At 71.6% G+C, this 21,879-nt stretch carries 23 protein-coding genes, 1 tRNA gene and 1 pseudogene; 16 read left to right on the plus strand and 9 right to left on the minus strand.

What is annotated here, in order from left to right:
• Positions 1-122: 122 nt before the first annotated feature.
• Genes ABZ671_RS19005 through ABZ671_RS19015 form a run of 3 tightly spaced genes read right to left on the minus strand, consistent with a single transcriptional unit; the run spans position 123 to position 1,737 of the window.
• A complete protein-coding gene (locus ABZ671_RS19005) occupies positions 123-968 on the minus strand; it encodes a helix-turn-helix transcriptional regulator (RefSeq protein ID WP_357859381.1) in 846 nt (281 codons plus the stop codon).
• Positions 969-985: 17 nt separating this feature from the next.
• Positions 986-1,531: a DUF6879 family protein gene (locus tag ABZ671_RS19010; RefSeq protein WP_357859384.1), complete on the minus strand. Its 546-nt coding sequence runs from the start codon at positions 1,529-1,531 to the stop codon at positions 986-988.
• Between the two features lie 2 nt (positions 1,532-1,533).
• Positions 1,534-1,737, minus strand: coding sequence for a lipid A biosynthesis lauroyl acyltransferase (locus tag ABZ671_RS19015; RefSeq protein WP_357859387.1), 204 nt, complete (start codon positions 1,735-1,737; stop codon positions 1,534-1,536).
• Positions 1,738-2,007: 270 nt separating this feature from the next.
• Here ABZ671_RS19015 and ABZ671_RS19020 point away from each other — a divergent pair, with 270 nt between their 5' ends.
• The 8 genes from ABZ671_RS19020 (at position 2,008) to ABZ671_RS19055 (ending at position 8,793) form a co-directional block, all read left to right on the plus strand.
• A complete protein-coding gene (locus ABZ671_RS19020; protein ID WP_357859389.1) occupies positions 2,008-2,433 on the plus strand; it encodes a hypothetical protein in 426 nt (141 codons plus the stop codon).
• A gap of 89 nt (positions 2,434-2,522) precedes the next feature.
• On the plus strand, positions 2,523-2,972 hold the full coding sequence (locus ABZ671_RS19025; protein ID WP_357859392.1) for a hypothetical protein: 450 nt from the start codon (positions 2,523-2,525) through the stop codon (positions 2,970-2,972).
• Positions 2,973-2,975: 3 nt separating this feature from the next.
• Positions 2,976-4,406, plus strand: a complete 1,431-nt coding sequence (locus ABZ671_RS19030; protein ID WP_357859395.1) for an FtsK/SpoIIIE domain-containing protein — start codon at positions 2,976-2,978, stop codon at positions 4,404-4,406.
• The gene (locus ABZ671_RS19035) at positions 4,403-5,107 is read left to right on the plus strand and encodes a hypothetical protein (protein ID WP_357859398.1); all 705 of its coding nucleotides are present in this window, start codon (positions 4,403-4,405) and stop codon (positions 5,105-5,107) included. Before ABZ671_RS19030 ends, ABZ671_RS19035 begins: the two co-directional genes overlap by 4 nt.
• Positions 5,104-5,745 carry a GGDEF domain-containing protein gene (locus tag ABZ671_RS19040; protein WP_357859401.1) on the plus strand — a complete coding sequence of 214 codons (642 nt, stop codon included), beginning with the start codon at positions 5,104-5,106 and terminating at the stop codon, positions 5,743-5,745. The genes ABZ671_RS19035 and ABZ671_RS19040 overlap by 4 nt, the downstream gene beginning before the upstream one ends.
• A complete protein-coding gene (locus ABZ671_RS19045) occupies positions 5,742-7,481 on the plus strand; it encodes a replication initiator (RefSeq protein WP_357859404.1) in 1,740 nt (579 codons plus the stop codon). Before ABZ671_RS19040 ends, ABZ671_RS19045 begins: the two co-directional genes overlap by 4 nt.
• Positions 7,481-7,660, plus strand: coding sequence for a helix-turn-helix domain-containing protein (locus ABZ671_RS19050; protein WP_357859608.1), 180 nt, complete (start codon positions 7,481-7,483; stop codon positions 7,658-7,660). Before ABZ671_RS19045 ends, ABZ671_RS19050 begins: the two co-directional genes overlap by 1 nt.
• A 134-nt stretch (positions 7,661-7,794) precedes the next feature.
• Positions 7,795-8,793: a site-specific integrase gene (locus tag ABZ671_RS19055; protein WP_357859407.1), complete on the plus strand. Its 999-nt coding sequence runs from the start codon at positions 7,795-7,797 to the stop codon at positions 8,791-8,793.
• 80 nt (positions 8,794-8,873) lie between these two features.
• On the opposite strand, the gene ABZ671_RS19060 is transcribed toward ABZ671_RS19055, so the two are convergent.
• Positions 8,874-8,949 (minus strand) — tRNA-Arg (locus ABZ671_RS19060).
• Between the two features lie 163 nt (positions 8,950-9,112).
• Here ABZ671_RS19060 and ABZ671_RS19065 point away from each other — a divergent pair.
• Positions 9,113-9,853: a hypothetical protein gene (locus tag ABZ671_RS19065; protein ID WP_357859410.1), complete on the plus strand. Its 741-nt coding sequence runs from the start codon at positions 9,113-9,115 to the stop codon at positions 9,851-9,853.
• A gap of 9 nt (positions 9,854-9,862) precedes the next feature.
• Here the strand turns inward: ABZ671_RS19065 and ABZ671_RS19070 are convergent, their stop codons facing one another.
• Positions 9,863-10,891: an alpha/beta hydrolase gene (locus ABZ671_RS19070; RefSeq protein WP_357859413.1), complete on the minus strand. Its 1,029-nt coding sequence runs from the start codon at positions 10,889-10,891 to the stop codon at positions 9,863-9,865.
• 194 nt (positions 10,892-11,085) lie between these two features.
• Here ABZ671_RS19070 and ssb point away from each other — a divergent pair, with 194 nt between their 5' ends.
• From ssb to ABZ671_RS19090, 4 genes are all read left to right on the plus strand, one after another.
• Positions 11,086-11,817 (plus strand): single-stranded DNA-binding protein, encoded by a 732-nt coding sequence (gene ssb / locus ABZ671_RS19075; protein ID WP_357859416.1) that lies wholly within the window; start codon positions 11,086-11,088, stop codon positions 11,815-11,817.
• Positions 11,818-12,223: 406 nt separating this feature from the next.
• Positions 12,224-12,415 carry a DNA-binding protein gene (locus tag ABZ671_RS19080; protein ID WP_357859611.1) on the plus strand — a complete coding sequence of 64 codons (192 nt, stop codon included), beginning with the start codon at positions 12,224-12,226 and terminating at the stop codon, positions 12,413-12,415.
• A 102-nt stretch (positions 12,416-12,517) separates the two neighbouring features.
• The gene (locus tag ABZ671_RS19085) at positions 12,518-13,546 is read left to right on the plus strand and encodes a cobalamin biosynthesis protein (RefSeq protein ID WP_357859614.1); all 1,029 of its coding nucleotides are present in this window, start codon (positions 12,518-12,520) and stop codon (positions 13,544-13,546) included.
• The gene (locus tag ABZ671_RS19090) at positions 13,543-15,081 is read left to right on the plus strand and encodes a cobyric acid synthase (protein WP_357859419.1); all 1,539 of its coding nucleotides are present in this window, start codon (positions 13,543-13,545) and stop codon (positions 15,079-15,081) included. Before ABZ671_RS19085 ends, ABZ671_RS19090 begins: the two co-directional genes overlap by 4 nt.
• Here ABZ671_RS19090 and ABZ671_RS19095 read toward each other — a convergent pair.
• A complete protein-coding gene (locus ABZ671_RS19095) occupies positions 15,075-15,476 on the minus strand; it encodes a rhodanese-like domain-containing protein (RefSeq protein ID WP_357859617.1) in 402 nt (133 codons plus the stop codon). The two genes, ABZ671_RS19090 and ABZ671_RS19095, sit on opposite strands and share 7 nt — an antisense overlap.
• Between ABZ671_RS19095 and ABZ671_RS19100 the strand changes: the two are divergent.
• From ABZ671_RS19100 to ABZ671_RS19110, 3 genes and pseudogenes are all read left to right on the plus strand, one after another.
• Positions 15,411-16,321 (plus strand): annotated as a pseudogene (locus tag ABZ671_RS19100) (hypothetical protein). The gene ABZ671_RS19095 and the pseudogene ABZ671_RS19100 sit on opposite strands and share 66 nt — an antisense overlap.
• Complete coding sequence (locus ABZ671_RS19105; RefSeq protein ID WP_357859620.1) at positions 16,284-17,636, plus strand: dipeptidase; 1,353 nt, start codon at positions 16,284-16,286, stop codon at positions 17,634-17,636. The pseudogene ABZ671_RS19100 and the gene ABZ671_RS19105 overlap by 38 nt, the downstream one beginning before the upstream one ends.
• Before the next feature lie 78 nt (positions 17,637-17,714).
• Positions 17,715-17,921 (plus strand): hypothetical protein, encoded by a 207-nt coding sequence (locus tag ABZ671_RS19110; RefSeq protein ID WP_357859422.1) that lies wholly within the window; start codon positions 17,715-17,717, stop codon positions 17,919-17,921.
• Between the two features lie 184 nt (positions 17,922-18,105).
• Here the strand turns inward: ABZ671_RS19110 and ABZ671_RS19115 are convergent, their stop codons facing one another.
• The 3 genes from ABZ671_RS19115 to ABZ671_RS19125 form a co-directional block, all read right to left on the minus strand.
• Complete coding sequence (locus ABZ671_RS19115) at positions 18,106-18,639, minus strand: hypothetical protein (protein WP_357859426.1); 534 nt, start codon at positions 18,637-18,639, stop codon at positions 18,106-18,108.
• 100 nt (positions 18,640-18,739) lie between these two features.
• Complete coding sequence (locus ABZ671_RS19120) at positions 18,740-19,564, minus strand: SURF1 family protein (RefSeq protein ID WP_357859429.1); 825 nt, start codon at positions 19,562-19,564, stop codon at positions 18,740-18,742.
• 60 nt (positions 19,565-19,624) lie between these two features.
• A complete protein-coding gene (locus ABZ671_RS19125; protein WP_357859432.1) occupies positions 19,625-21,760 on the minus strand; it encodes a transglycosylase domain-containing protein in 2,136 nt (711 codons plus the stop codon).
• Between the last annotated feature and the right edge of the window lie 119 nt (positions 21,761-21,879).

Genomic DNA, 21,879 nt, shown 5'->3' on the forward strand with positions numbered 1-21,879 from the left:
ACGCCGGCATCAAGCCCGAGCCCGACGAGCCCACTACAAACGACGCCTCAACGCCGAACTTCAGCCATGATCCCGAACGGCGGCTGCCGTACTAGGCAGACGTCTGTGACGCTTGGGCGTGCCTAGCTCGGGAGATCCTGGGCGGCGCGAACGATGAGCCTGCGGGCGTCTTCTCCGGTGACAGCTTCGTTCCAGAGTCGTTCGCTGGCCTTGGCGTATGCGGCGGCTTCGTCGTCGCGGTGGGTGGTCTCGCCGACGAAGGTTTCCACGATGGCTACGTCGTCGTACATCTGGAAGGAGTTCTGCGGGGTGGTGGCGAGTGGGACGCCGAGCGGCAGGATGCCGAAGCGGATGTTCGGCACGCCGACCACGGTTTGCAGGCGGTCGAGTTGGCCGCGCATGACATCGGACGGGCACAGGAGCCACCGCAGCACGGGTTCGGCTAGCAGGAACTCGAACCGCTTGTTGGTGTCGTAGAGAAGCTGCTGGCGCTGCATCCGGGTGGCTACGGCGGCATCCACGTCCGCGATGTCGAGGCTGTGCAGCTCGACCATCTCGGTGAGGACTCGGCGCGCGTAGTCGGCGGTCTGGAGCAGGCCCGGTACGTACACGGTCTCGAAGTGCCGGATCAGGCGGGACTCGGCGACGAGTTGGTTGTAGCTGTCCTGGACGGCGGCCTGTCCTTGGCGCATCCGGCGACGCCAGTCGCGGTGCACGGCCTGGACTTCACCGAGCATCCGCAGTAGTTCCTGAGCGGCGGTGTCGTCGGCCCCGCAGGCACGCGCCCACGCGTGAATGTCGGCGGGGGCTGGCATCTGTCGGCCGTTCTCCAGCCGGGAGACCTTCGATGGTGCCCAACCGTTCGCCTCGGCGAGCTGCTTGCCGGACAGGCCGGCCTGCGTGCGCAGGGCACGCAGGCGATCGGCCAGTCCTTCGGGCTGGGTCAGCCATTCTTCGATCGGGTTCACGGGATGACTCCCTTGTGCTAGGCGGCTGCGCTCCGTGCGTTGGTCGGAGCGGCGTAGTGGACTGCCAGGTCCCGCCACGCACACGCCTGCACCACGGTCGGCGGGTCGGTCACCAGTTCGTTGCTGATCCGGTGGCCTACCTCGTCAAACCGCATCATGATGAGTCGGCTGGAGTCGAGCAACCACCAGTCGACCTTGCCGGCTGCGGGCAGCAAACCAATCTCGTGCGCCCTCGCCCGTGTGAGGTAGTGGATCTCTTCGCCGGCTTCGACGTTCCACCGGCCGATCCAACGTTCCCACCGCTGGTACTCGGTCGGCGGGTCCTCGTGCACCCGCACGCGTTCGATCCGCTTGCCCTGCTGCGTCAACGCGGTGATCTGTTCGAACCAGGCAGCAAGCCCGGGAACCTCCGTCGGCGGCTCCGGGTCGCCGGCCAGGAACTTCGCCACCGTGTCGTGCTCGCTGGGCTCCAGGTACGCCGGCTGAAGCTCCAGCCGGAACGCGGTGTGGTCGAACGTTCGGAGCTGCTCGGCGAACTCGTCATCGGTGAGCGGGATACCCATGCTCAACCGATCTCGCGCAGTCGGTCGAGCACGTTGGCCGGGACGAACACGCCGTCCTCGTCGTCGGCCAACTGGCGGAGCTGTGCGCGGGTCGCGTCATCCAGCTTGATCCCCTGCACGACGTAGCCGCCCTCGGTCTTGTACAGCGCCGGGCACCCGCCGCCGCCAGAGGTGGCGTCCTTCCACAGGAACTCCAGGTCACGCATCCTCAGACCCCTTCCGTCGCTGCGCCTCGTGGCGCAGATACCTCGATGCTGCACTGTCGCGCATCTTCACGCAATCGCCCCGGCTGCCGATTAGGGCAACCGGGGCGATCTGGTGCGGGTGACGGAACCTGGCGACATCAAGTCTAGAGCAATTGCGCGCAATTGCTTGACGGTGCGCGAGATAGCGAGCATCATCGAAGTGCGCCGGAAACCCGGCGCGCCAGAGGTCAAGGCCGGGGAAGCCGGCCGACTGAACTAGGAGGCAGGGGCATGGCTGTCCCGAACACGATCAAGGTTCCGGTTCCGTTCGACTACGTCTTCCCGCACGGCGCGCTGTGCCTGGGTGTGGAGCCGGTGACGGACTTCGACAAGCGCGGCCAGGGCGACGACCAGGCCCGCGACAAGGACACGGGCGAGCGCCTGTGGGTGGTCAAGGTCCTCGACCTGGACCCCGAGGCCGGGAAGTTCGGCGCGTCCAAGGAGGTCAAGGTGAAGATCGCCGCCCCGGTGCAGCCGGTGCCGCCCGCGTCGAAGATCCAGGGCTATCCGCCGGCGGTGGAGTTCACCGACGTGACGCTGACGCCGTACGTCGACTCGCAGCGGTGCAAGGGCTCGGGGAAGTGCCGGGCGCGTCAGGCGTGGTCGATCCGCGCCGGGGCGATGACCGAGCCCGCCGACGTGAAGCAGGCGGCCTGACCAGATTCGGATGCGCGGGGCGGGCCTCTTCCGCCAAGTCGACACCCGCCCCGCGCTTCACCTGTTCTCCCTCGAAAGGAGTTGGGCTGATGCCCACGCTAGCTGACGCTGCCCGCATCGTCGGGAACCCGCGTCCCGCCCCGCGTCGCAAGACGCACCGTCGCACCGTGATGCGCCTCGCCGGTCCTGGCATCCGGGCCGTCCGTGAGGTCTACACCACTGTTCCCGCCGACGCCGTCCGCGTAGCCGCCTTGGTCGAGATCTCCGCCGCCGCTGCTGCTCTGGCGCGGACGGTGGTGAAGCTGCGCCACCTGGACCCGGATCTGATCGCTCCGCACGTCTCCGACCGGGTGGACCTGCGCGCGGTGCTCGGGCGTGGCCGGTGGCTGCCGACCATGACCCGTCACGTTCCCGCCCCGGAGTCGGGGCCGGTCGACCTGGCCGCGCTCGTCCCTGCCCGTCCGATGCGCCGCCGGCTGGTCCGTCGTGCCAGCGTGCCGGGTCAGGCATCGCTGTTCGCCACGGTGGGGGAGGGCTGAGCGATGCCGTTGGTGAACGTGATCCGTGGTGAGCGGATCGATCCGGCTCCGCTGAACGTGCGGACGCCGTTCGTGCGTATCCCGCTGTGGCTGGCGTTGTCGTGGTGGGGTGCCAAGGCCGTGGGCCGGATGACGGTCCTTGCCGGCCGGTACTGGTACGTGACCGCCCCGGCCACCGGCCTGACCTGGCTCTACGCCGAGTACGGGTGGGCTGGTCCCGCCCTGACCGTGGGCGGTGTCGGGTCGGCCGCTGCCGGCTGGTGGTACGGGCATCGGCCGTCGTTCCTGCGCTTCGGCTGGTGGCCGGTGCTGTCCCGGTACCGGCGGATGGTCTACCGGCACCGCTGGCACGCCGCGATGGCCACCGCCAAACTCGCCGTGGCCTTCGACCGACACACCGTTCTCCCCGTCCTCAAGACGGTCCGCTGCGGTGCCGGCGTCGACGTGGTTACGGTACGGATGGTCACCGGCCAGATTCCCGACGACTTCGCCAAGGTGGCCGAACGCCTCGCCCACACCTTCGGCGTCCGGCAGGTCAAGGCCACGCCCAGCAACCGGCCCGATGTGGTGCTGCTGCACCTGTTCCGCGGTGACCCCCTCGCCAAGCTCGTCCGCCCGCTGCCCGTGCCGGCCGTGCCCGAGTTCACCGCCCTGCCCGTGGGCCGGCGGGAAGACGGCGACTGCTACGACCTGCGCCTGTTCGGCACGCAAGTCCTGGTCGTGGGTGCCACGGGTTCGGGGAAGGGCTCCGTGATCTGGTCCGTGGTCCGGTCCCTCGCCGCCGGGGTCGCCTCCGGCCTGGTGCAGATCTGGGGCCTGGACCCCAAGGGCGGCATGGAACTCGGGATGGGCGCGCCGATGTTCACCCGGTTCGCCCGCAAGGACTACGCCGCGATGTGCGAGCTGATCGAGGAAGCCGCCACCGTCGCCAAGGACCGCGCCGCCAACCTGTACGGCCGGACCCGCCAGCACACCCCGACCCCGGATGAGCCGCTGATCGTCCTGGTGATCGATGAGCTGGCGAACCTGACCGCCTACCTGACCGACCGCCAGTTGAAAGACCGGATCAAGGCCGCCCTGTCCATCCTGTTGTCCCAGGGCCGCGCCGTCGGCGTCCACGTCGTCGCCGCCATCCAGGACCCCCGCAAAGAGGTGCTGCCGTTCCGCGACCTCTTCCCCACCCGCATCGGCCTGCGGCTGGCCGAAGCCGCTCAGGTGGACCTCGTCCTTGGCGACGGGATGCGCGATCGGGGCGCACTGTGCGACCGCATCCCGCAGTCCCTACCAGGTGTCGGGTTCGTGGCCATCGACGGCAACCCGACCCCGATGCGGGTCCGCTTCTCCTACCTGACCGACGACGAGATCCGCGACATGGCCCACACCTACGGCCGACTCCGCGTCATCGACGGCGAAGTCCTGGACGGTGCCGCATGACCACCACGCCTACCACCACCGGTCCGGTCACGGGTGAGCCGCGCATGGCTGCCGCTGCCTCCTGGGCGGTGCTGTCGGCCTCGTTCGGCCTGTCGGCGGCTACCTGGATCGCCATGGCCCGCCTCGCCGGCTTCTCCGCCAAACTCCACCTGCCCTTCCTCGACATGGCGGCCGACCTCGCCTGGCTGATGCCCGTCGCCGTTGACGGCTACGTCGTCGTCGCCCTGGTCCTGTGGATGGCCCCGGTCCCGGCCCGGGTGGCGGAGTTCGCCCGGATCAACACCTACGCCGCTGCCGGCATCGGCGTCGCCGCGCAGTCCGCCTATCACGCCCTGGCCGTCTGGTCGGCGCAACCGGCCACCGACCGGACCATCTGGCAACCGATCCTCGCTGCCGTCGTCGGCGCGCTCCCGCCGGCCGTCGCCGGCCTCGCCGTGCACATGCGCGCCCTCATCCGCCGCGAGAGCCGCCCGGCCGTGCCCGGCCCGGGCCACGTCCCGGCCAACTCGACTACGGTCCCGGTCCCGGCCGACCCGGACCCGATCCCCACCGCCACCGTCCTCACTGCCACCGTCCCCACCGTCACCGTCCCCACCGACCCGGCCCCGGCTGCCCCGGTCATCCCGGTCCTGGCCCCGGTCCCGTCGACCGCGTTCGCCCGCCGCAACGGCACCCCGCTGACCCGGGAGGTCACCCGATGACTGACCACCTGCTGTCCGGCGTGTTCCTGGTCGCCGGCCTCGCCCTGTTCTGCTGGGATCAGTACCGGCTCTCCGTCGCCCGCTACGAACTCGCCGCCCTCCAACGCGCCACCCTCCGCGACCCGCTCACCGGGATCGCCAACCGCGCCGGCCTCGCCGCCGCCTGGACCCAGCTCGCCCCGCACCGCCCGTGGGTGGTCGTGATCGACCTGGACGGCTTCAAGCCCGTCAACGACACCCACGGCCACGCCGCAGGCGACATCGTGTTGACCGTCGTCGCTCACCGGCTGCGCACCGTCCACGGCGTCGCCGCTCGGCTCGGCGGGGACGAGTTCGCCGCGCTCCTGCTCGACTCTGACCCGACGCACGCGGTCCGGCACCTCGCCGCCGCGATCGCCGCACCCGTCCGGCTGCCTTCCGGTGTCGTCGTGTCGGTGACCGCCAGCATCGGCCTTGCCCCCGCCAGCCCGGCCGGCCTCCCGGCTGCCCTCGCCGCCGCTGACGCCGCGATGTACCGGGCGAAGACCACCGGCACGGGCGTCGCCGTGTTCGACCCCCGCCGGGATGACCACGCGACCGCCGACCCCCGTCCCGCCGTCCGGGTCCGCAACCTCGCCTCGGTGGAGGTGGGCCGATGACGCTCGCCCCGACGCTGCCCGGCCTCGGCCCCGCCACCCCGGTGGAGCCTCGGCCGGGCTCCCGGGCCGCCCGGATGCTCATGCCCCGCTCCGTCGACGTGGTCAAGGACCTGGCCGCCGACTACGGCGTCTGCACCCGCCCCGTCTCCCTGCGCCGCACCGATCTCGACTCGGGTCAGACTGAGGTCATCGACATGCCCTGCGGCGCGACGCAGGAAGCCAAGTGCCCAGCCTGCGCCAAGCGGGCGAGGAAGCTACGGCAACAGCAAATCCGGGAAGGCTGGCACCGTACCGACGAACCCGACCCCGGCCCCCAACCCGCCACCGAGGCGCAACGCGGGCTGATCGTGGCCCGGGCTCACCTGGAGTTCGCCCGCGATGAAGCGGCTCGCGCGTCGCAGTGGGATCAGGTCGCGGACCTGGACGACGCCATCGGGGAACTGGAAGGCCAGATCACCACCGAAGGCATGCGCGGCCGACCCGCCCCGCCCCACGCCAGCCACGACCAGGACGACGGCGACGGCGACGGCAAGCGCCGGGTCCGCTCCACCAAACGGCGGCAGGATGCCCCGGACCTGCCCCGCCTCCCCGTCGAAAACCGGACGGTGGGCCGCACCTACGAAGGGCATGGCGGGCAGGTGTTCCGGCCGTCGATGTTCCTCACCCTCACCCTCGGCTCCTACGGCCGGGTCCACTCCGACGGCACCCCCGTCGACCCCGACAGCTACGACTACCGGCGGGCCGCCTGGGACGCCGTGCACTTCCCCCGCCTCCTAGACCGGTTCTGGCAAAACCTACGCCGCGCCGTGGGCTGGAACGTCCAATACGCGGGCGCGGTCGAACCGCAACGCCGGCTTGCCCCTCACGCCCACTTCGCCATGCGCGGCACCATCCCCCGGGCACTCGTCCGCCAGGTGGCTGCCGCGACGTACCACCAAGTGTGGTGGCCACCCGCCACCGAGCTGGTCTACGAACCGGGGATGGCGCCGCAGTGGGACGCGACCGCGGGCGGCTACACCGACCCGGACTCGGGTGAACTGCTGCCTTCGTGGGATGACGCTCTGGACCTGGTCGACGCCGACCCCGACGCCGAACCCGTGCACGTCGTCCGCTTCGGCACCCAGGTCGACGCCAAGGGCGTGCTCGCCGGCACCAAGGACGCCGACCGGTGCGTCGGCTACATCACCAAGTACCTCACCAAGCAAGCCGCCGACTGCCACGACGTAACCACCGGCCGGCAACGCGCCCACCTCGAACGGCTCTGGCAGGAGCTGCGGCACACCCCGTGTTCGGAGCGGTGCGCCAACTGGCTGCTCTACGGCATCCAACCGAAGAAGGCCCGACCCGGGTTGAAGCCGGGCAACTGCAAGAACAAGGTCCACAAGCGGGAAACCCTCGGCATCGGCGGCCGGCGGGTCCTGATCTCGCGGCAGTGGTCGGGGAAGACTCTCGCGGATCATCGGGCCGACCGGAAGGAGTGGGTCAAGGCACTGCTCGGCGTCACCACCGACGCCACCACCGCCCCGCTTGGCGGCGAACAGCGACACGCCTGGGAACTCGCCAAACCCACCGACCCCGACGTACCACCCCTCGGCCACCGAGTCCTCCGCGCCATCTCCGAACGCATCCAATGGCGCGCCCAACTCGACGCCGCGAAACGGGCTGCCGATGCGCCGCCCGATGTTTCGGCAACTGGTTCAGATCGACCGAGCGCGGAAGGGACGACAGCAGCGTGATCGAGAAGAAGAGCGTCCGACCGGCTGAGGCTGCCGCCCTGCTGGGGGTGTGCCGGGACACCGTGTACGTCCTGATGCGGTCTGGGCGTTTGCGGTCGGTGAAGCTCGGTCGGGCTCGCCTCATTCCGGTCGTGGCGATCGAGGAACTTCTTTCAGCAACGGAGGAATTCGCGGCATGAGCGGCAAGCGTCGCCGGTCTCATGGTGAGGGATCGGTCTTCAAGTACCGGGACGGCTTCGCGGCGGTGCTCGATCTGGGCTGGGGTGCAGGCAGGCGGTCCCGGAAATGGGTCTACGGCAAGACGGAGCGGGAAGTGCTCGGCAAGCTGGCTGACCTTCGCCGCCGCCAGGAGCAGGGGCAGAACCTCGCGGCTGCGCCTCGCACGGTCGGGGAGTGGCTGGATGAGTGGGTGCTAATGAAGGAGCGCGACGGTACCCGGCCGTCGACGTTGCAGGGCTACCGAAAGCTCATCGAGAACCACGTCCGTCCCACCGTAGGCAAGCTGGCGCTCGACAAGCTGACTCCGACCGTCATCCGCCGGCTGCTAGCGGAGAAGACGGATGCCGGCCTTTCGGCAACGACGGTCCGCCACATTCACGGCCTGATTCGGAACTCGCTCGGTGATGCGGAGCGGGAGGAACTGGTGCACCGCAACGCCGCGAAGTCGGTTCGCCCGCCGGCCATGCGTCAGGTCGAGCGTCGCGCCCTGGGCGTGGATGAGGCCAAGCGACTGCTCGACGTGCTGCGTGGGCACCGTCTCGAAGCGCTGTACGTGTGTGCCCTGACGGTCGGGCTCCGTCGTGGGGAACTGCTCGGGCTCGCCTGGTCGGACATCGACTTCGACGCCGGCACCCTGACCGTTCGGCAAACCGTTCAGCGCGCCGAGGGCAGGTTGCAGATCGTGGCTCCCAAGACGGAACGATCGCGGCGGACTGTGCCGGTGCCCGCGCAGACCCTTGCCCTGTTCCGTACTCATCGGCGGCAGCAAGCCGCGGACCGACTGGCGGCGGGGGAGCGGTGGCAGGATCACGGCCTGGTCTTCCCGTCCAAGGTCGGCACCCCCATGGACCCGGATCACATCGACCGGACCTGGCACAAGATCCGGGCTGCCGCCGGCCTCGACTGGCTGCGCCTGCATGACCTGCGGCATGCCTGCGCCACGTTCCTGCTCGTCTCCGGGGCGTCGCCCCGGACGGTGATGAAGGTGCTCGGTCACAGCCAGATCGGGCTGACCATGAACACCTACGCACATGTCCTGCCGGAGATCGAGCGGGCCGCCGTCGATGAGGCTGCGAGGCATCTCTTCGGCTGACTTGGCTGTACAAATGGCTGTACGGGAGTCGTGGTGATCTACTGGACCAGGAATGACAAGCCGTTGAGCTGGGGTGACGGTGGTGCGCCCGGCAGGATTCGAACCTGCGGCCTTGGGATTAGAAGTCCCCTGCTCTATCCGCTGAGCTACGGGCGCGCGTGGTGTGTTGCGCCAAGAGGGTACCGCCGCCCCCGGGCGCGTCGGGGGAACGGGTGGTCGCGGCCACGTCGGTGCACAGCGTCGCACGAACTGTCCCTGGTCGGCTGCCGGGTTACGCCCCGCCTGCGGGCCGCCCGGCCCGGTTTGTACCCTCTGCGGGATGTTGCTCGATCAGGAAACCGAGAACGAGATCGTCTACGAGCTGTGTCAGCTGCTCGGGCGTGCCATCTTGCCGCTGAGCCAGTTCGACCGCCCCGGAACGTCCGCCGACGGCTTCGGCACCGCCTTCTTCTACAGCGAGCTGGTCGGCGCCACGGACGACGGGGACGTGGTGCACGAGTGGCTGCTGACCGCCGACGCGATCGCTGACGCGCCGTACGGGGAGATCGGTCTGCGGCCGAGCATCACGGAGCCGGCGGACGCGGGGTCAGAGCACATCGTGCTGCCCGATTTCGCCAACCGGTGGCTGCACCTTCCGGAGGTCGGCGTGGCCGCCATGCCGACCGGCGGGTTGCACGGGTACGCCGAGGACCGGGGCTGGCGGTGGCGTACCCAGCAGGTGACGGACGCGGTGGCCGCGCAGGCCGACGCGGTCGCCCGGGTCGGCGCGGACCCGAGCGCGGCGTTCGTGCTGGCGCTCGGCGTGGCCGACGACGGGTCGCGGCCCCTCGAAGCGGTGATCGAGCGGGTGGTGCGGGACGGCGACGACCTGCGCGTCACCACCGAGCTGCCCGCGGGGTACGTGGGCGCGCCCGTGTTCGGCGCCGAGACGCGCCCCGAGGGGGAGCTGGCGCTGCACTGCCTCGGTCTGGTGCTGCCCGCCGAGGGCGGTGGTCACCGGATCGCGACGTTCGACCGGATCAGGTCAGCCCTCGCGGCGGCGACGGCTGGCTATCGCTGACGTCTCGGCTCAGCCCTCGGCGGCCGCGTCGGCCTGGTCCTCCACCGTCCGGCGCGCCGCTGGCGGGCCGGCCGGCGTCGGGTCGGTCGGCCCCACGCCGAGGAACGCCTCCGCCCACCGCCCGGCCTCGGCGAGAACCTTTTCCCGTACGGCGGGGCGGGAGAGCGTCAGATCGTGCAGCCCACCGTCGAAGCGGGCGAGGGTGACGTGCCGGCCGAGCCGGGGTGCCCAGCGCACCATGTGCTCCACGTCCAGCACGGCGTCGGCGAGGGTGGCGGAATCGTGCCACCTGGTGCCCCGGTAGCTGCGGGTGGAGCAGGCCAGCAGCACCGGCACCGGGATGTCCAGGCCGGCCCGGAGCCGCCGCTGGCCGGCGCGGATCGCGTTGAGCCAGCCGGCCCGCACCGGGAACCCGGCGAGCGGCTTCCAGTCCAGCTCGTACCGCCACTCGCCGCGGTGGTCGGCGTGCAGGCTCTCGCCGTACACGGTGCCGAGCCCGAGCGGAAGGGCGCGGTGCGGCGCCCGGCGGCCCAGCCGGGCGACGGCGGCCGCGAGGGGTCGACGGACCAGCCAGGGGGCGTTGAGGTCGAAGAAGGGGCTGTTGAGGAAGAGCCCGTCGACCGGGCCGGCGTCGCGGCGGGCGTGCGCCCATAGCGAGAGGATCAGGCCGCCGGTGGAGTGGCCCATCGCGAGCAGCGTGTCGTGCCCGTCGTCGCCCCGGATGATTTCGGCGGCGGCGTCCAGCTCGGGGAAGTAGTCGCCCAGGTCGTGGCAGAAGTTCGGGGTCTGGTGCGGGAGCAGGCTGCGGCCGTACTTGCGCAGGTCGAGGGCGTAGAAGTCCCAGCCGCGCGCGGCGAAGAAGTCGGCCACGTGGGTCTGGAAGAAGTAGTCGACGTAGCCGTGCACGTAGAGCACGGCCCGGCGGGTGGGGCGGTCGGCCCGCCGGCGTACCAGGGTCGCGACGACCGGACCCTCGTCGTCGACGCCGAGGTCGATCGTCTGCCGCTCGTAGGGCGGTCCCAGCAGGTCGGGTTCCACGACCGCGACGGTACGCCGCGACGCTACCCGACGGTAGGCCCGGCGCTCCCGGAGGCGGCCTTAGCAGACGGAAGCATGATCAGGCAGTTGTCCACAGCCCGCTCCGTCGTCCACAGGCGCGGGTCGTGCGGCTGGCGACCGGGCTCCCGCCGGTTGAGGCTCGGCCCGACAAGTCGAGTGTCCTGGGAGGGGCGATGTTCGATACCTATGTAACGATCGTCGGTAATGTGCTGACCGCGCCGGAGTGGCGCCGCACCACGCAGAGCAACACCCTGGTGGCCAACTTCAAGGTCGCGTCCACGGCTCGCCGCCTCGACCGGGACAGCGGCCGCTGGGTCGACGGCAACAGCCTGCGGGTGCGGGTGAATTGTTGGCGCAAGCTGGCCGAGGGGGTGGCCGCCTCGGTGATGGTCGGCGACCCGGTGGTCGTCGCCGGCCGGCTCTACACCCGCGACTGGACCGACGACGCCGGCAACCACCGCACCCTCTACGAGTTGGAGGCGGTCGCGGTCGGCCACGACCTGTCCCGGGGCCGGGGCCGCTTTCTCCGCAACCGGCCCGGCATGGCCACCAGCACCGTCGAGGATGCCGAGGCGGAGCGCCGGGTGCACGGCGAGGCGACCGAGTCGGTGCCGGCCGCGCAGGCGCCGGCCTCCCTCGACGACCGGCCGTTCGACGACGAGTTCGAGCCGCCGGAGTTCACCGGCGCGCGCGCCGGGCACGGGCTGCCGGGCACCCCGGACGGGCCGTCGAGTGACTTTGACGGGCTGGTGGACCCGTTCGACGAGCCGGCCGGCGGCGACGATGACGACGAGGGGAACGACGAGCCCGACGAGGACACCGGCGAGGCGGCCACCGGCGGCGACGATGTCACCCCGGCCGGTCCGGGCCGCCGAGGTCGGCGGCGGACGCCGGTGCCGGCCTGAGCCACCGGTTCGTCCTCAGGGGGCGGGGCGGCGACGCCGACGCCGCCCGGCCTGCCGCGAAGGTCACGGATCGCGTGGCGGGTGATCCGGGAGAACTCGGGGATCAGGGTCGCTCGGCGCTCGGCCGTCGTCGGCGCGGCGCGCACCGTCTCGCAGGGCCAGTCCTGGCAGCACTGGGTGCAGACCCAGGCCGGGCCGTCCGCCACGTGCGCGGACAACGGCGCGGGGCGGGCGGGGATCACCCAGCGGATCTCGGGGGCGGCGTCCGGCGGTGACTGTCGGTGTGTCGGCATAACCCCAGCGTGTCCGGTCGTGCGGCACGTACCCCTGACAGGTAGTCTCGCATCAGCCTGTCACGCGACCGGTACCCGTGTGGAACCGTCGCACCGTGGCGCGGCTTCGATTAATGGGCACGCACGAAATCCGCGTGCGCCTGGGAGGGATCAGTCGTCAGCGTGTCTACGAACTGACCATGCGTCGGTCTTTCCCTGAGCCAGTCGCCGAATTGGAACAGGGGCGCGTGTGGCTCGCGGAAGACGTTGAGCGCTGGATTGCCGAGCACCGCCGCGAAGTCGCGGACACCGAGGGCGACGAGTAGCAGTCGCTGCCGCTGAGGCCGACCGGCGGCACGATCGACCAGCCCACCCGTACGACTACGCTGGCCGGCCGGAGGTGGTGACGGGTGCGGCAGACGACCGCCATGGCGAACGCGGCAGGACTGGTGGCGGGTTACGCCCTGGATTCGCTGCTGGGCGATCCTCGCCGGTGGCATCCGGTGGCCGGCTTCGGTCGGGCGGCCGGGGCGCTGGAGCGGCGGATCTACCGGCCGGACCGGTCGGCCGGAGCGGCGTTCACCGCGCTCGCCGTCGGTGCGCCGGTGCTGCTCGGCGTCGCCGCCACGCTCGCCACCCGGCGTCGGCCGCTGGCCCGCGCGGCGGTGGTGGCCGCCGGCACCTGGACCGTGCTGGGCGGGCATACCCTGCGGCACGAGTCGACGGTGATGGCCCGGTCGCTGGACGACGGTGACCTGCCCGCCGCCCGTCGCCGGCTCAATCATCTCTGTGGCCGGGACCCCTCGACGCTGGACGAGCCGGAACTGGCCCGCGCCACCGTCGAGTCGGTCGCCGAGAACACCTCCGACGCGGTCGTCGCACCGCTGGTCTGGGGCGCGGTCGCCGGGCTGCCCGGCCTGCTCGGCTACCGGGCGGCGAACACGCTCGACGCGATGGTCGGGCACCGCTCGCCCCGCTACGCCCGCTTCGGCACCCCGGCCGCCCGCCTGGACGACCTGCTCAACCTGGCTCCGGCCCGGCTGACCGGGCTGCTCACCATCGCGGTCGCGCCGTCCGCGCACGGCGACCGGAGCAGCGCGTGGCGGATCTGGCGTCGGGACCGCAACGACCACCCGAGCCCGAACGCGGGCCAGTGCGAGGCGGCGATGGCCGGCGCGCTCGGTGTACGGCTGGGCGGGCGCAACGTCTACTTCGGGCGCACCGAGACGCGTCCCTTCCTCGGCGACGGGCCCCGGCCCGAGGCGGGGCACCTGCGGCGGGCCGCCCGGATCTCCGGCGCGGTCGGCCTGGCGGCGCTCGGTCTCGCCGCGGCCTACCCGCTGACCGCCGGCCGCCTGGTCAACGCCGTCGCCCGGTCCCTGCTGCACCGGGCCGTGGCCGGCGGGCGTCTGCGCCAAGCCGTGGCCGGTGCGGCGCAACGGGGGTGTGGGCGGTGAGCGGCGGGCTGCTGGTCGCCGGCACCACCTCCGACGCCGGCAAGAGCGTGCTCACCGCCGGCATCTGTCGTTGGCTGCGCCGCCGGGGCGTCCGGGTGGCCCCGTTCAAGGCGCAGAACATGTCCAACAACTCGGCCGTGGTGGTCGGCCCGGACGGGCGCGGCGGCGAGATTGGCCGGGCCCAGGCGATGCAGGCCGCCGCCTGCGGGATCGCCCCCGACCTGCGCTTCAACCCGGTGCTGCTCAAGCCGGGCAGCGACCACGCCAGTCAGGTGGTGCTGCTCGGCGAGGCCGTCGACACGGTCACCGCGGGCAACTTCCGGCAACTGCGTCCCCGTCTCGCTGAGACCGCCTACGGGGCGTTGGCCGAGCTGCGGGCGGCGTACGACGTGGTGATCTGCGAGGGCGCCGGCAGCCCGGCCGAGATCAACCTACGGGCCGGCGACTATGTGAACATGGGGCTGGCCCGGCAGGCCGGGCTGCCCACCATCGTGGTCGGCGACATCGACCGGGGTGGCGTGTTCGCCTCGATGTTCGGCACCGTCGCCCTGCTCGATCCGGCCGACCAGGCCCTCGTCGCCGGCTTCGTGATCAACAAGTTCCGGGGCGACGTGGGGCTGCTCCAACCGGGGCTGGACATGCTGCACCGGGTCACCGGCCGGCCCACGTACGGGGTGCTGCCCTGGGAGCTGGACCTGTGGCTGGACGCCGAGGACTCACTCGCGTACGGCCGGGTGCTCGGCCGTCCGGCGGCGCCCCGGGGCACCGACTGGCTCGACGTGGCCGTGGTCCGGCTGCCCCGGATCAGCAACGCCACCGACGTCGAGGCGCTCGCGACCGAGCCCGGAGTCCGGGTGCGGTTGACGATCGAGCCGGCCGAGCTGGCCGCCGCCGACCTGGTGGTGCTGCCCGGCTCCAAGTCGACCGTGGCCGACCTGGCCTGGCTGCGGGAGACCGGTCTGGCCGACGCCGTCACCGCGCACGCCGCCGCCGGTCGGCCGCTGCTCGGCATCTGCGGCGGGTTCCAGATGTTGGCCCGGGCCATCCACGATCCGGTGGAGAGCGGCCGGGGCAGCGTCCCCGGGCTGGGGCTGCTGCCCATCGAGATCACTTTTGACCCGCGCAAGACGGTCCGCCGCGCCACCGGCACCGCCGCCGGTGACGTCCCCGTCGAGGGTTACGAGATCCACCACGGCTACGTCTCCGCCGCCGACCCGGGCCTGCCGCCGCTGCTGCGGTACGCCGACGGCGTCGGCGAGGGAGCGCTGCTCGGCGCGGTGCACGGCACCCACTGGCACGGGGCCTTCGAGTCCGATGAGTTCCGCCGCCGGTTCCTCACCGAGGTCGCCCGGCTGTCCGGCCGGACCGGCTTCAAGGTCGCCCCGGACACCGCGTTCGCCGCCGCCCGCGAGCGGACCCTGGACCTGCTGGGCGACCTGGTCGAGGAGCACCTGGACACCGACGCCCTGTGGCGGCTGATCGAGTCCGGCGCACCGCCGGGCCTGCCGTTCGTCCCACCCGGCGCACCTCAGTGACGTACGTCGGCGGGGCGGTCGGACATCGGCAGGCCCGACTCCCGCCAGCCCTGGACGCCCCCGATCATGTCCGTGGCCCGGCGCAGGCCGAGCGCCTGCAGGCCGGCCGCCGCCAGGCTGGAGCTGTAGCCCTCGGCGCACACCACCACGATCTGCCGGTCGTACCCGAGCGCCTCCGGGATGCGCCAGGCGCTGGCCGGGTCCAGCCGCCACTCCAGCACGTTGCGTTCGATGACGATCGCGCCGGGCAGTTCGCCCTGCGTGCGGCGCTGGGCTTCCGGGCGCGTGTCGATCAGCAGCGCGCCACGACGGACCGCCTCGACGGCCTCGTGCGGGGTGAGCCGGCGGAGCCCGGACCGGGCCTGTTCCAGCAGGGCGTCAACGCCTGGACATATCACGTCATGGAGCACCACCCGATGATGCCGGTGGCGACGCCGATCCGACCGGCGAACGGCCTGCTCAGCCGCAGGATCCAGCGGACGGGGGACGCCGGGCTACCGTCTGTGCCGTGACGGTGGGGGTGGTCGAGGGGTACGCCGGGCTGGCCCGGCGGGTGCTGGCCGGGCCGGCGCGGTTGGGGCGTACCCGACTGGTGGCGGTCGACGGGCCGAGCGGCGCGGGCAAGAGCGTCTTCGCGGCGCGCCTCGCGGACGCCTTCGCCGGGTTGCCCGGCAGCGACCGGCCACCGGTGGTCCGTACCGACGACCTGTTGGACGGCTGGGACGACCAGCTCACCTTCTGGCCCCGGCTTGAGCAGTGGGTGCTCGGGCCGGTACGCGCGGGCCGGCCCGGCGCGTACCGCCGCTACAGCTGGGTGCGGCGCTGCTTCCTGGACCGGGAGGTGCCGGTGCCGGCCGGGCCGGTGCTGATCATCGAGGGGGTGAGCGCCGCGCGGGCCGCGATCCGGCCGGAGCTGACCTTGTCGGTCTTCGTCACCGCGCCGGCGGAGCTGCGGCTGGCCCGGGCGCTCGCCCGCGATGGCGCGGAGATCCTGCCCGAGCTGCGCCGCTGGCACGCCGGTGAGCGGGCGCACTTCGCGGCCGACGACACCGAGGCCGTGGCGGACCTCGTGGTCGACGCCGCCCCCACGTTGCCGCACGCCCCCGACCACTACTACGTGCGCCGTCCTTGAGCTGGGCACGGACTCGGCAGGTGGAGCCCGGTAAGGCCGGCATACGATGCCGGTCATGACCACACCGATCATGTCCGAGTCCGAGCTGCGGGCCGCCGTCGAGCGTGAGCTGCCCGGAGTCCGTGCCGACCTGGAACGCCTCGTCCGTATCCCGGGCATCGCCTTCGACGGTTTCGACCACTCGCACGTGGAACGCTCCGCCGAGGCGGTGGCCGAGTTGCTGCGCGGCTGCGGCCTCGACACCAAGATCGTGCGTTCCGGCGGGCAGCCGGCGGTGATCGGAACGAAGCCGGCCCCGCCCGGCGCGCCGACCGTCATGATGTACGCCCACCACGACGTGCAGCCGGTCGGCGACCTGACGCTCTGGCTGTCCGACCCGTTCGAGCCGGTGGAGCGGGACGGCCGCCTCTACGGCCGGGGCGCCGCCGACGACAAGGCCGGCATCATGGCGCACATCGCCGCGCTGCGCGCGTTCGGTGACCAGCTGCCGGTCGGCGTGGTCCTCTTCATCGAGGGCGAGGAGGAGTTCGGGTCGGACTCGCTGGAGCGGCTGCTCGCCGAGCACCGCGACGAGCTGGCCTCGGACGTCATCGTGATCGCCGACTCGACCAACTGGGACGTCGGCGTGCCCGCGCTGACCACCTCGCTGCGCGGCATCGTCAACTGTTTCGTGGAGGTGCGCACCCTCGATCACGCCGTGCACAGCGGCATGTTCGGCGGCGCCGTGCCGGACGCCCTCACCGCGCTGGTCAGGCTGCTGGCCACGCTGCACGACGACGCGGGTGACGTGGCGGTCGAGGGGCTGGTCGGCCGGGAGGGCGCGACCGTCGACTACCCGGAGGACCGGTTCCGCGCCGAGGCCGGCTTGGTCGAGGGGGCCGAGTTCTTCGGCACCGGCCGGATCACCGACCGGCTCTGGACCAAGCCGGCCCTCGCGGTGCTCGGCATCGACGCTCCGGCCACCGCCGAGGCGCCGAACGCGCTCGTCCCGTCGGCGAAGGCGAAGCTGAGCGTGCGGCTGGCGCCGGGCGACGACCCGAAGAAGGCGTACGCCGCGCTCACCACCCACCTGGAGAAGCACGCGCCGTGGGGCGCGCGGGTCACGGTGACCTTCGAGCACGACGGTTTCCCCTGCGTCATCGACGCCACCGGGCCGATGTTCGAGGCGGCGCGGGCGGCCTTCCGGGGCGCCTGGGACGGCGTTGACCCGGTCGACATCGGCGTGGGCGGCTCGATCCCGTTCATCGCCACCTTCCAGGAGATGTTTCCGGAGGCGGCGATCCTGGTGACCGGGGTGGAGGACCCGCACGCCCGGGCGCACGGGCCGAACGAGAGCCTGCACCTGGGCGAATTCGCCCGCGTCTGCCTGGCCGAGGCGCTGCTGCTGGCCAAGGTCGCCGAGGCGGGCGCGAAGCCGGAGTAAGGTGTCGAAACCGTAACTTCGGCCCGGATGTCGGAGTTTGCGGTGTGTCGGGCGTAGGGCTGTTATAGCCTCTCGAACATGCGTACGAACGACGAGATGGTGCGGCTCCAGGCCGCCGTCAGTGCCCTGGGGGACGTCGATGTCTCCGCGTGGTCCGAGGACACGCTCAAGGATCAGCTCGGCGATCTCTCCGCCACGCTGGTTGCACTCGACGCGCTGCTCACCCGGGTCGCCGACGAGGTCCGCGCCCGCGGCCTCCGGATCGAAGAACCGGTCTCTGCCTGACCGCCCGGCCCCGCACTGCGGGATCGGCCAGGCATGTCCCTTCGCCGACTACAACGTGATGACGTGAACGAATCGCTGATCGTGCGGTGCGGGACTGGGGCCGCTGACTCGTTTACGTCATCACGTTCGTAGCGTCGCGGCACCCGACCGGTACGCGGCGGCCCTGTGCGCGGACCGGTCGGGGTCAGCCGACCGACAGGGACCGGGCGTAGTTGACCTGGTTGTTGATCTGCTGGACCTGGAACTGATCGAATACCGGGATTCGGGCCACGTACTGGTGGCCGCCGTTGGTCACCGTGATCTGCACGGTCCCGTGATGCCGGGTCTCCTTGATCAGCAGGAAGAGCAGACTGAACACGGTCAGGCAGAAGAAGCCGAGAATGGCGCAGACCAGCGCCCAGGTCGCCACCTTCTCCTCCTTCTGCCAGTAGTCGACCACGTGCCAGGAGGCGCCGGTGAGAGGCAGCACGCCGGCCGGCGTACGGATCACCGGCGGCGTCACCATGATCTCGCCGATCTGTACGGCCACCACGGACTGCGGCGCCGGCGGCGCGGAGAACTGTGCGGTGGCCGGCGGCGCGGAGAACGGGGACGCGGCCGGCGGCACCGGGAACCGCTCGGTGGGCGGCGCGTCAGCGGGCGGCAGACCGGTCCACGGGTCGTACGTCGGCTGAAGCGGTGGCTCCGCAGGCGGCGGAGGCGTGGGATCAGAGGTCACCGGGACCCCTCACGGTTGCTGACCATGGCCGGGACCCTACCCGCGTTCCCGATGTCCCGGGTGCCCGCCGAACCCCGGCCGCGGCCGGGCTCCGGGCCGGTCAGGTCGAGGCGCTGGGGGCCGGCTCCGCGGCCCGGTCGACGGGCGTGCGCGGCTTGTCCAGGCCGGCCGCCTGCCGCGCCTCCCGGCGCGCCACCCAGCCGTAGCCGACGAGGCTCATGCCGGCGAAGAGCCACCACTGGACCACGTAACCGAAGTTCTGCCAGTTGTTGGTGTGCCCGATCGGGACCGCCTGGAACGCCGGGTCGGCGGCGGGTGTCTGCTGGTCGAGCAGCAGGTAGCCGCCGGCCACCGGGTACGGCAGCTGGCCGGCGATGCGGGGGATGTTGATCCGCCGGCTCTCCAGCTTGCCGTTGCGGCGCTCGACCGTGCCGCCGCCGCTCTCGCTGGACACCACCCGGCCGGTGACCGTCACGTCGCCGGTCGGCGCGGCGGGCACCGACGGCTGGACGGTGGCGCCAGCGCCCGGAACGGGCGGGATCCAGCCCCGGTCGACCAGCACGGCGGTGCCGTCGGCGAGGACCAGCGGGGTGAGCACCTCGAAGCCCACCTCGGTGTCGACCGTCCGGCCACGGACCAGCACGAGGTTCGCGGTGTCGTACCGGCCGGTGGCGGTGGCCATGGTCCAGGTGACCCGCTCGGCCGGGGCCGGGCCGGTGCTGCCGGGGCCGCCGGCCGGGGCCGGCAGGGCGTCGCGTAGCGGCGTGGGGGTCATGGTGGTGCCGGCGTCGATCCGCTCGTTGATCGCCGTACGGCCGCGGTAGCGGTCCAGCTGCCAGTTGCCGAGGAACACCATCACCGCGGCGGCGACCAGGGTCAGCGCGAGATAGCCCAGCCAGCGCGGGGTCAGCAGGAACCGGTACACGTTTGCCAAGGCTACCCGTACGAGCGCGGCCACTGACCTGGGCCGGGCGGAACCGGCCGGTTAGCCGACGATCTGGTCGGACGGCGGGGTGAACTGGCGGACCGGCTGGCTCTTCAGCGCGTCGCGCAGGGTGTTCGCCACCGCGGCGACCGGCACCTCGGACATGCCGTCGCCCACCGCGTTGAACGGATTGTCCGGGTCGGCGACGAAGCTCGCCGCCGCCAGTTCCGGGGTGTAGCCGACGAACCAGGCCGACCGGGTGCTGTCGGTGGTACCCGTCTTGCCGGCGACCGGGCGGCCGACCGTACCCCGGACGCTGTCGGCGGTGGACCAGCCGCCACAGCCTCCCTTGGCCGGCGTGTCGCCGGTCGGGCAGCGGGCGGCGTCGGTGGCGGCCCGGGCCGCGTCCGCGCTGACCACCTGCCGGCAGCGCGGCTTGGCGACCTCCCGCTGCACGCCGCCGGCCGTGGTGTACATCGCCGGCGTGCCGTCCCGGTTCAGGATCGAGTTCACCGGGATGGCCTCGCAGTATCGGCCGTCCGCGGCCACGGCGGCGTACGCGTTGGCCATCTCCAGCGGGGTGGCGTCGGAGACGCCCAGGGTGAACGCGCCCCACTTGTTCGCCTGGTCCGGCGCGGCGTGCTCGCGGTCCACGTCGGTACGCCAGCGCAGCCCGAGCTGCTCGGCCAGGCGCACCCCCTTCTCCGCGCCGACCTTCTCCTCCAACTGCACGAAGAAGGTGTTCACCGACTTGCCGAAGCCGGACCACATGGTCTGCACGCCGGTCATGGCGCCGCTGGCGTTGACCGGCGCCCACCCGTCATAGATGGCCGACTGGTATTTGAACGGCGAGTTGATGGTGTCGGAGAGCTTCGTGCCTGAGTTGAGTGCGGCGAGCATCGTGAACATCTTGAACGTCGATCCGGCCTGGTAGCCGGGGAGCGTGCCCCCGCCGAGCAACGGCGCGACCGTGTTCGGATAGTTGGCCTTCACGTTCGGGTCGGCCTCCGGGTTGGAACTGTTCGGGTTCTCGGCCACGTCCAGTGAGTAGTTCCGGTTCACCGCCATCGCCTTGATCCGTCCGGTGCCCGGCTCGGCGACCACGATGCCGTTGGCGAACGGGCTGCCGGTGGCGTCCTTGGCCCCCACGTTCTTCTCGGCCGCCTCCTGGATCTTCGGGTCGATGGCGAGCACGATCCGGTAGCCGCCACGGCGCAGCTTGTCCATCCGTTCCAGCCGGTTCTCCCCGAACGCGGGCTGAGAGCTCCACCAGTTCTTCAGGTAGTCGCAGTAGAAGCCCCAGGTCGCTTTGTACTTCTCCACCATCGCGGCGCAGTCGTTCGGCGGGTTGGTCAACTTCAGCTGGATCGGCTCGGCCTTGGTGGTGGCGACGGCGTCCGGCGACAGGTAGCCGAGGCGGGCCATGTTGTCGAGCACGTAGTTGCGCCGGGCGGTGGCATCCTTCTGGTCCGAGGTGATCGGGTCGTACTCGGACGGGGACTTGACCAGGCCGGCCAGGGTGGCCGCCTCGACCGGGGTGAGGGTGGCCGGCGTCTTGGAGAAGAAGATCTGCGCGGCCGCGTAGATCCCGTACGCCCGGTGGCCGAAGTAGGCCGAGTTCAGGTAGCGCTCCAGGATCTGTTCCTTGCTGAGCTGCTTCTCGATGTCCAGGGCCATGCGCATCTCCTTGACCTTGCGCAGGCTGGTCTGCTGGGTGGCTTCCTGGACCTCTTTCGGTGTCTGCGCGCTGTCCCGCAGGGCCATCCGGACGTACTGCATGGTCAGCGTGGACGCGCCCTGTGACACGCCACCGGAGCGGGAGTTGGCCACGAAGGCGCGGGCCACACCCTTCGGGTCGACGCCGTGGTGCTGGTAGAAGCGGTTGTCCTCGGCGGCGACGATCGCCTGCTGGACGTTCGGCGAGATGTCCTCGATCTTGGTGTACTTCCGGTACTCCTCGTAGAACATCGTCAACACGGTCGTGCCGTCCGGCGCGTACAGGTACGAGGTCTCGGCGGGTAGGGCGGTCTTCAGGATGTTCGTCTTCTGTGCCACTTCGTGCGCGGTGGCCTTGGCCCCGAGGCCGGTGAGGGCGGCGAGCGGGAACGCCGCGGCGGCGATCACGATGCCGGCGATCAGCCCGGCGCGGAGGAGGGGAACGGCACGACCAGTGGAGGCAAGGGGTCGGTTGCTCACGAGGCCAAGCTATGACATTTCCGATTCGGAAATGAGAAAAACTCATAAACCGGCGATCGGAGCCCTACCTGGTGACGCGACCCACGCCGGCATCCGCTGTCCCCGGCGGCGGCTTCCCG

The sequence above is a fragment of the Micromonospora sp. NPDC006766 genome, assembly GCF_040636055.1.
In the GTDB taxonomy this organism is placed as follows: domain Bacteria; phylum Actinomycetota; class Actinomycetes; order Mycobacteriales; family Micromonosporaceae; genus Micromonospora.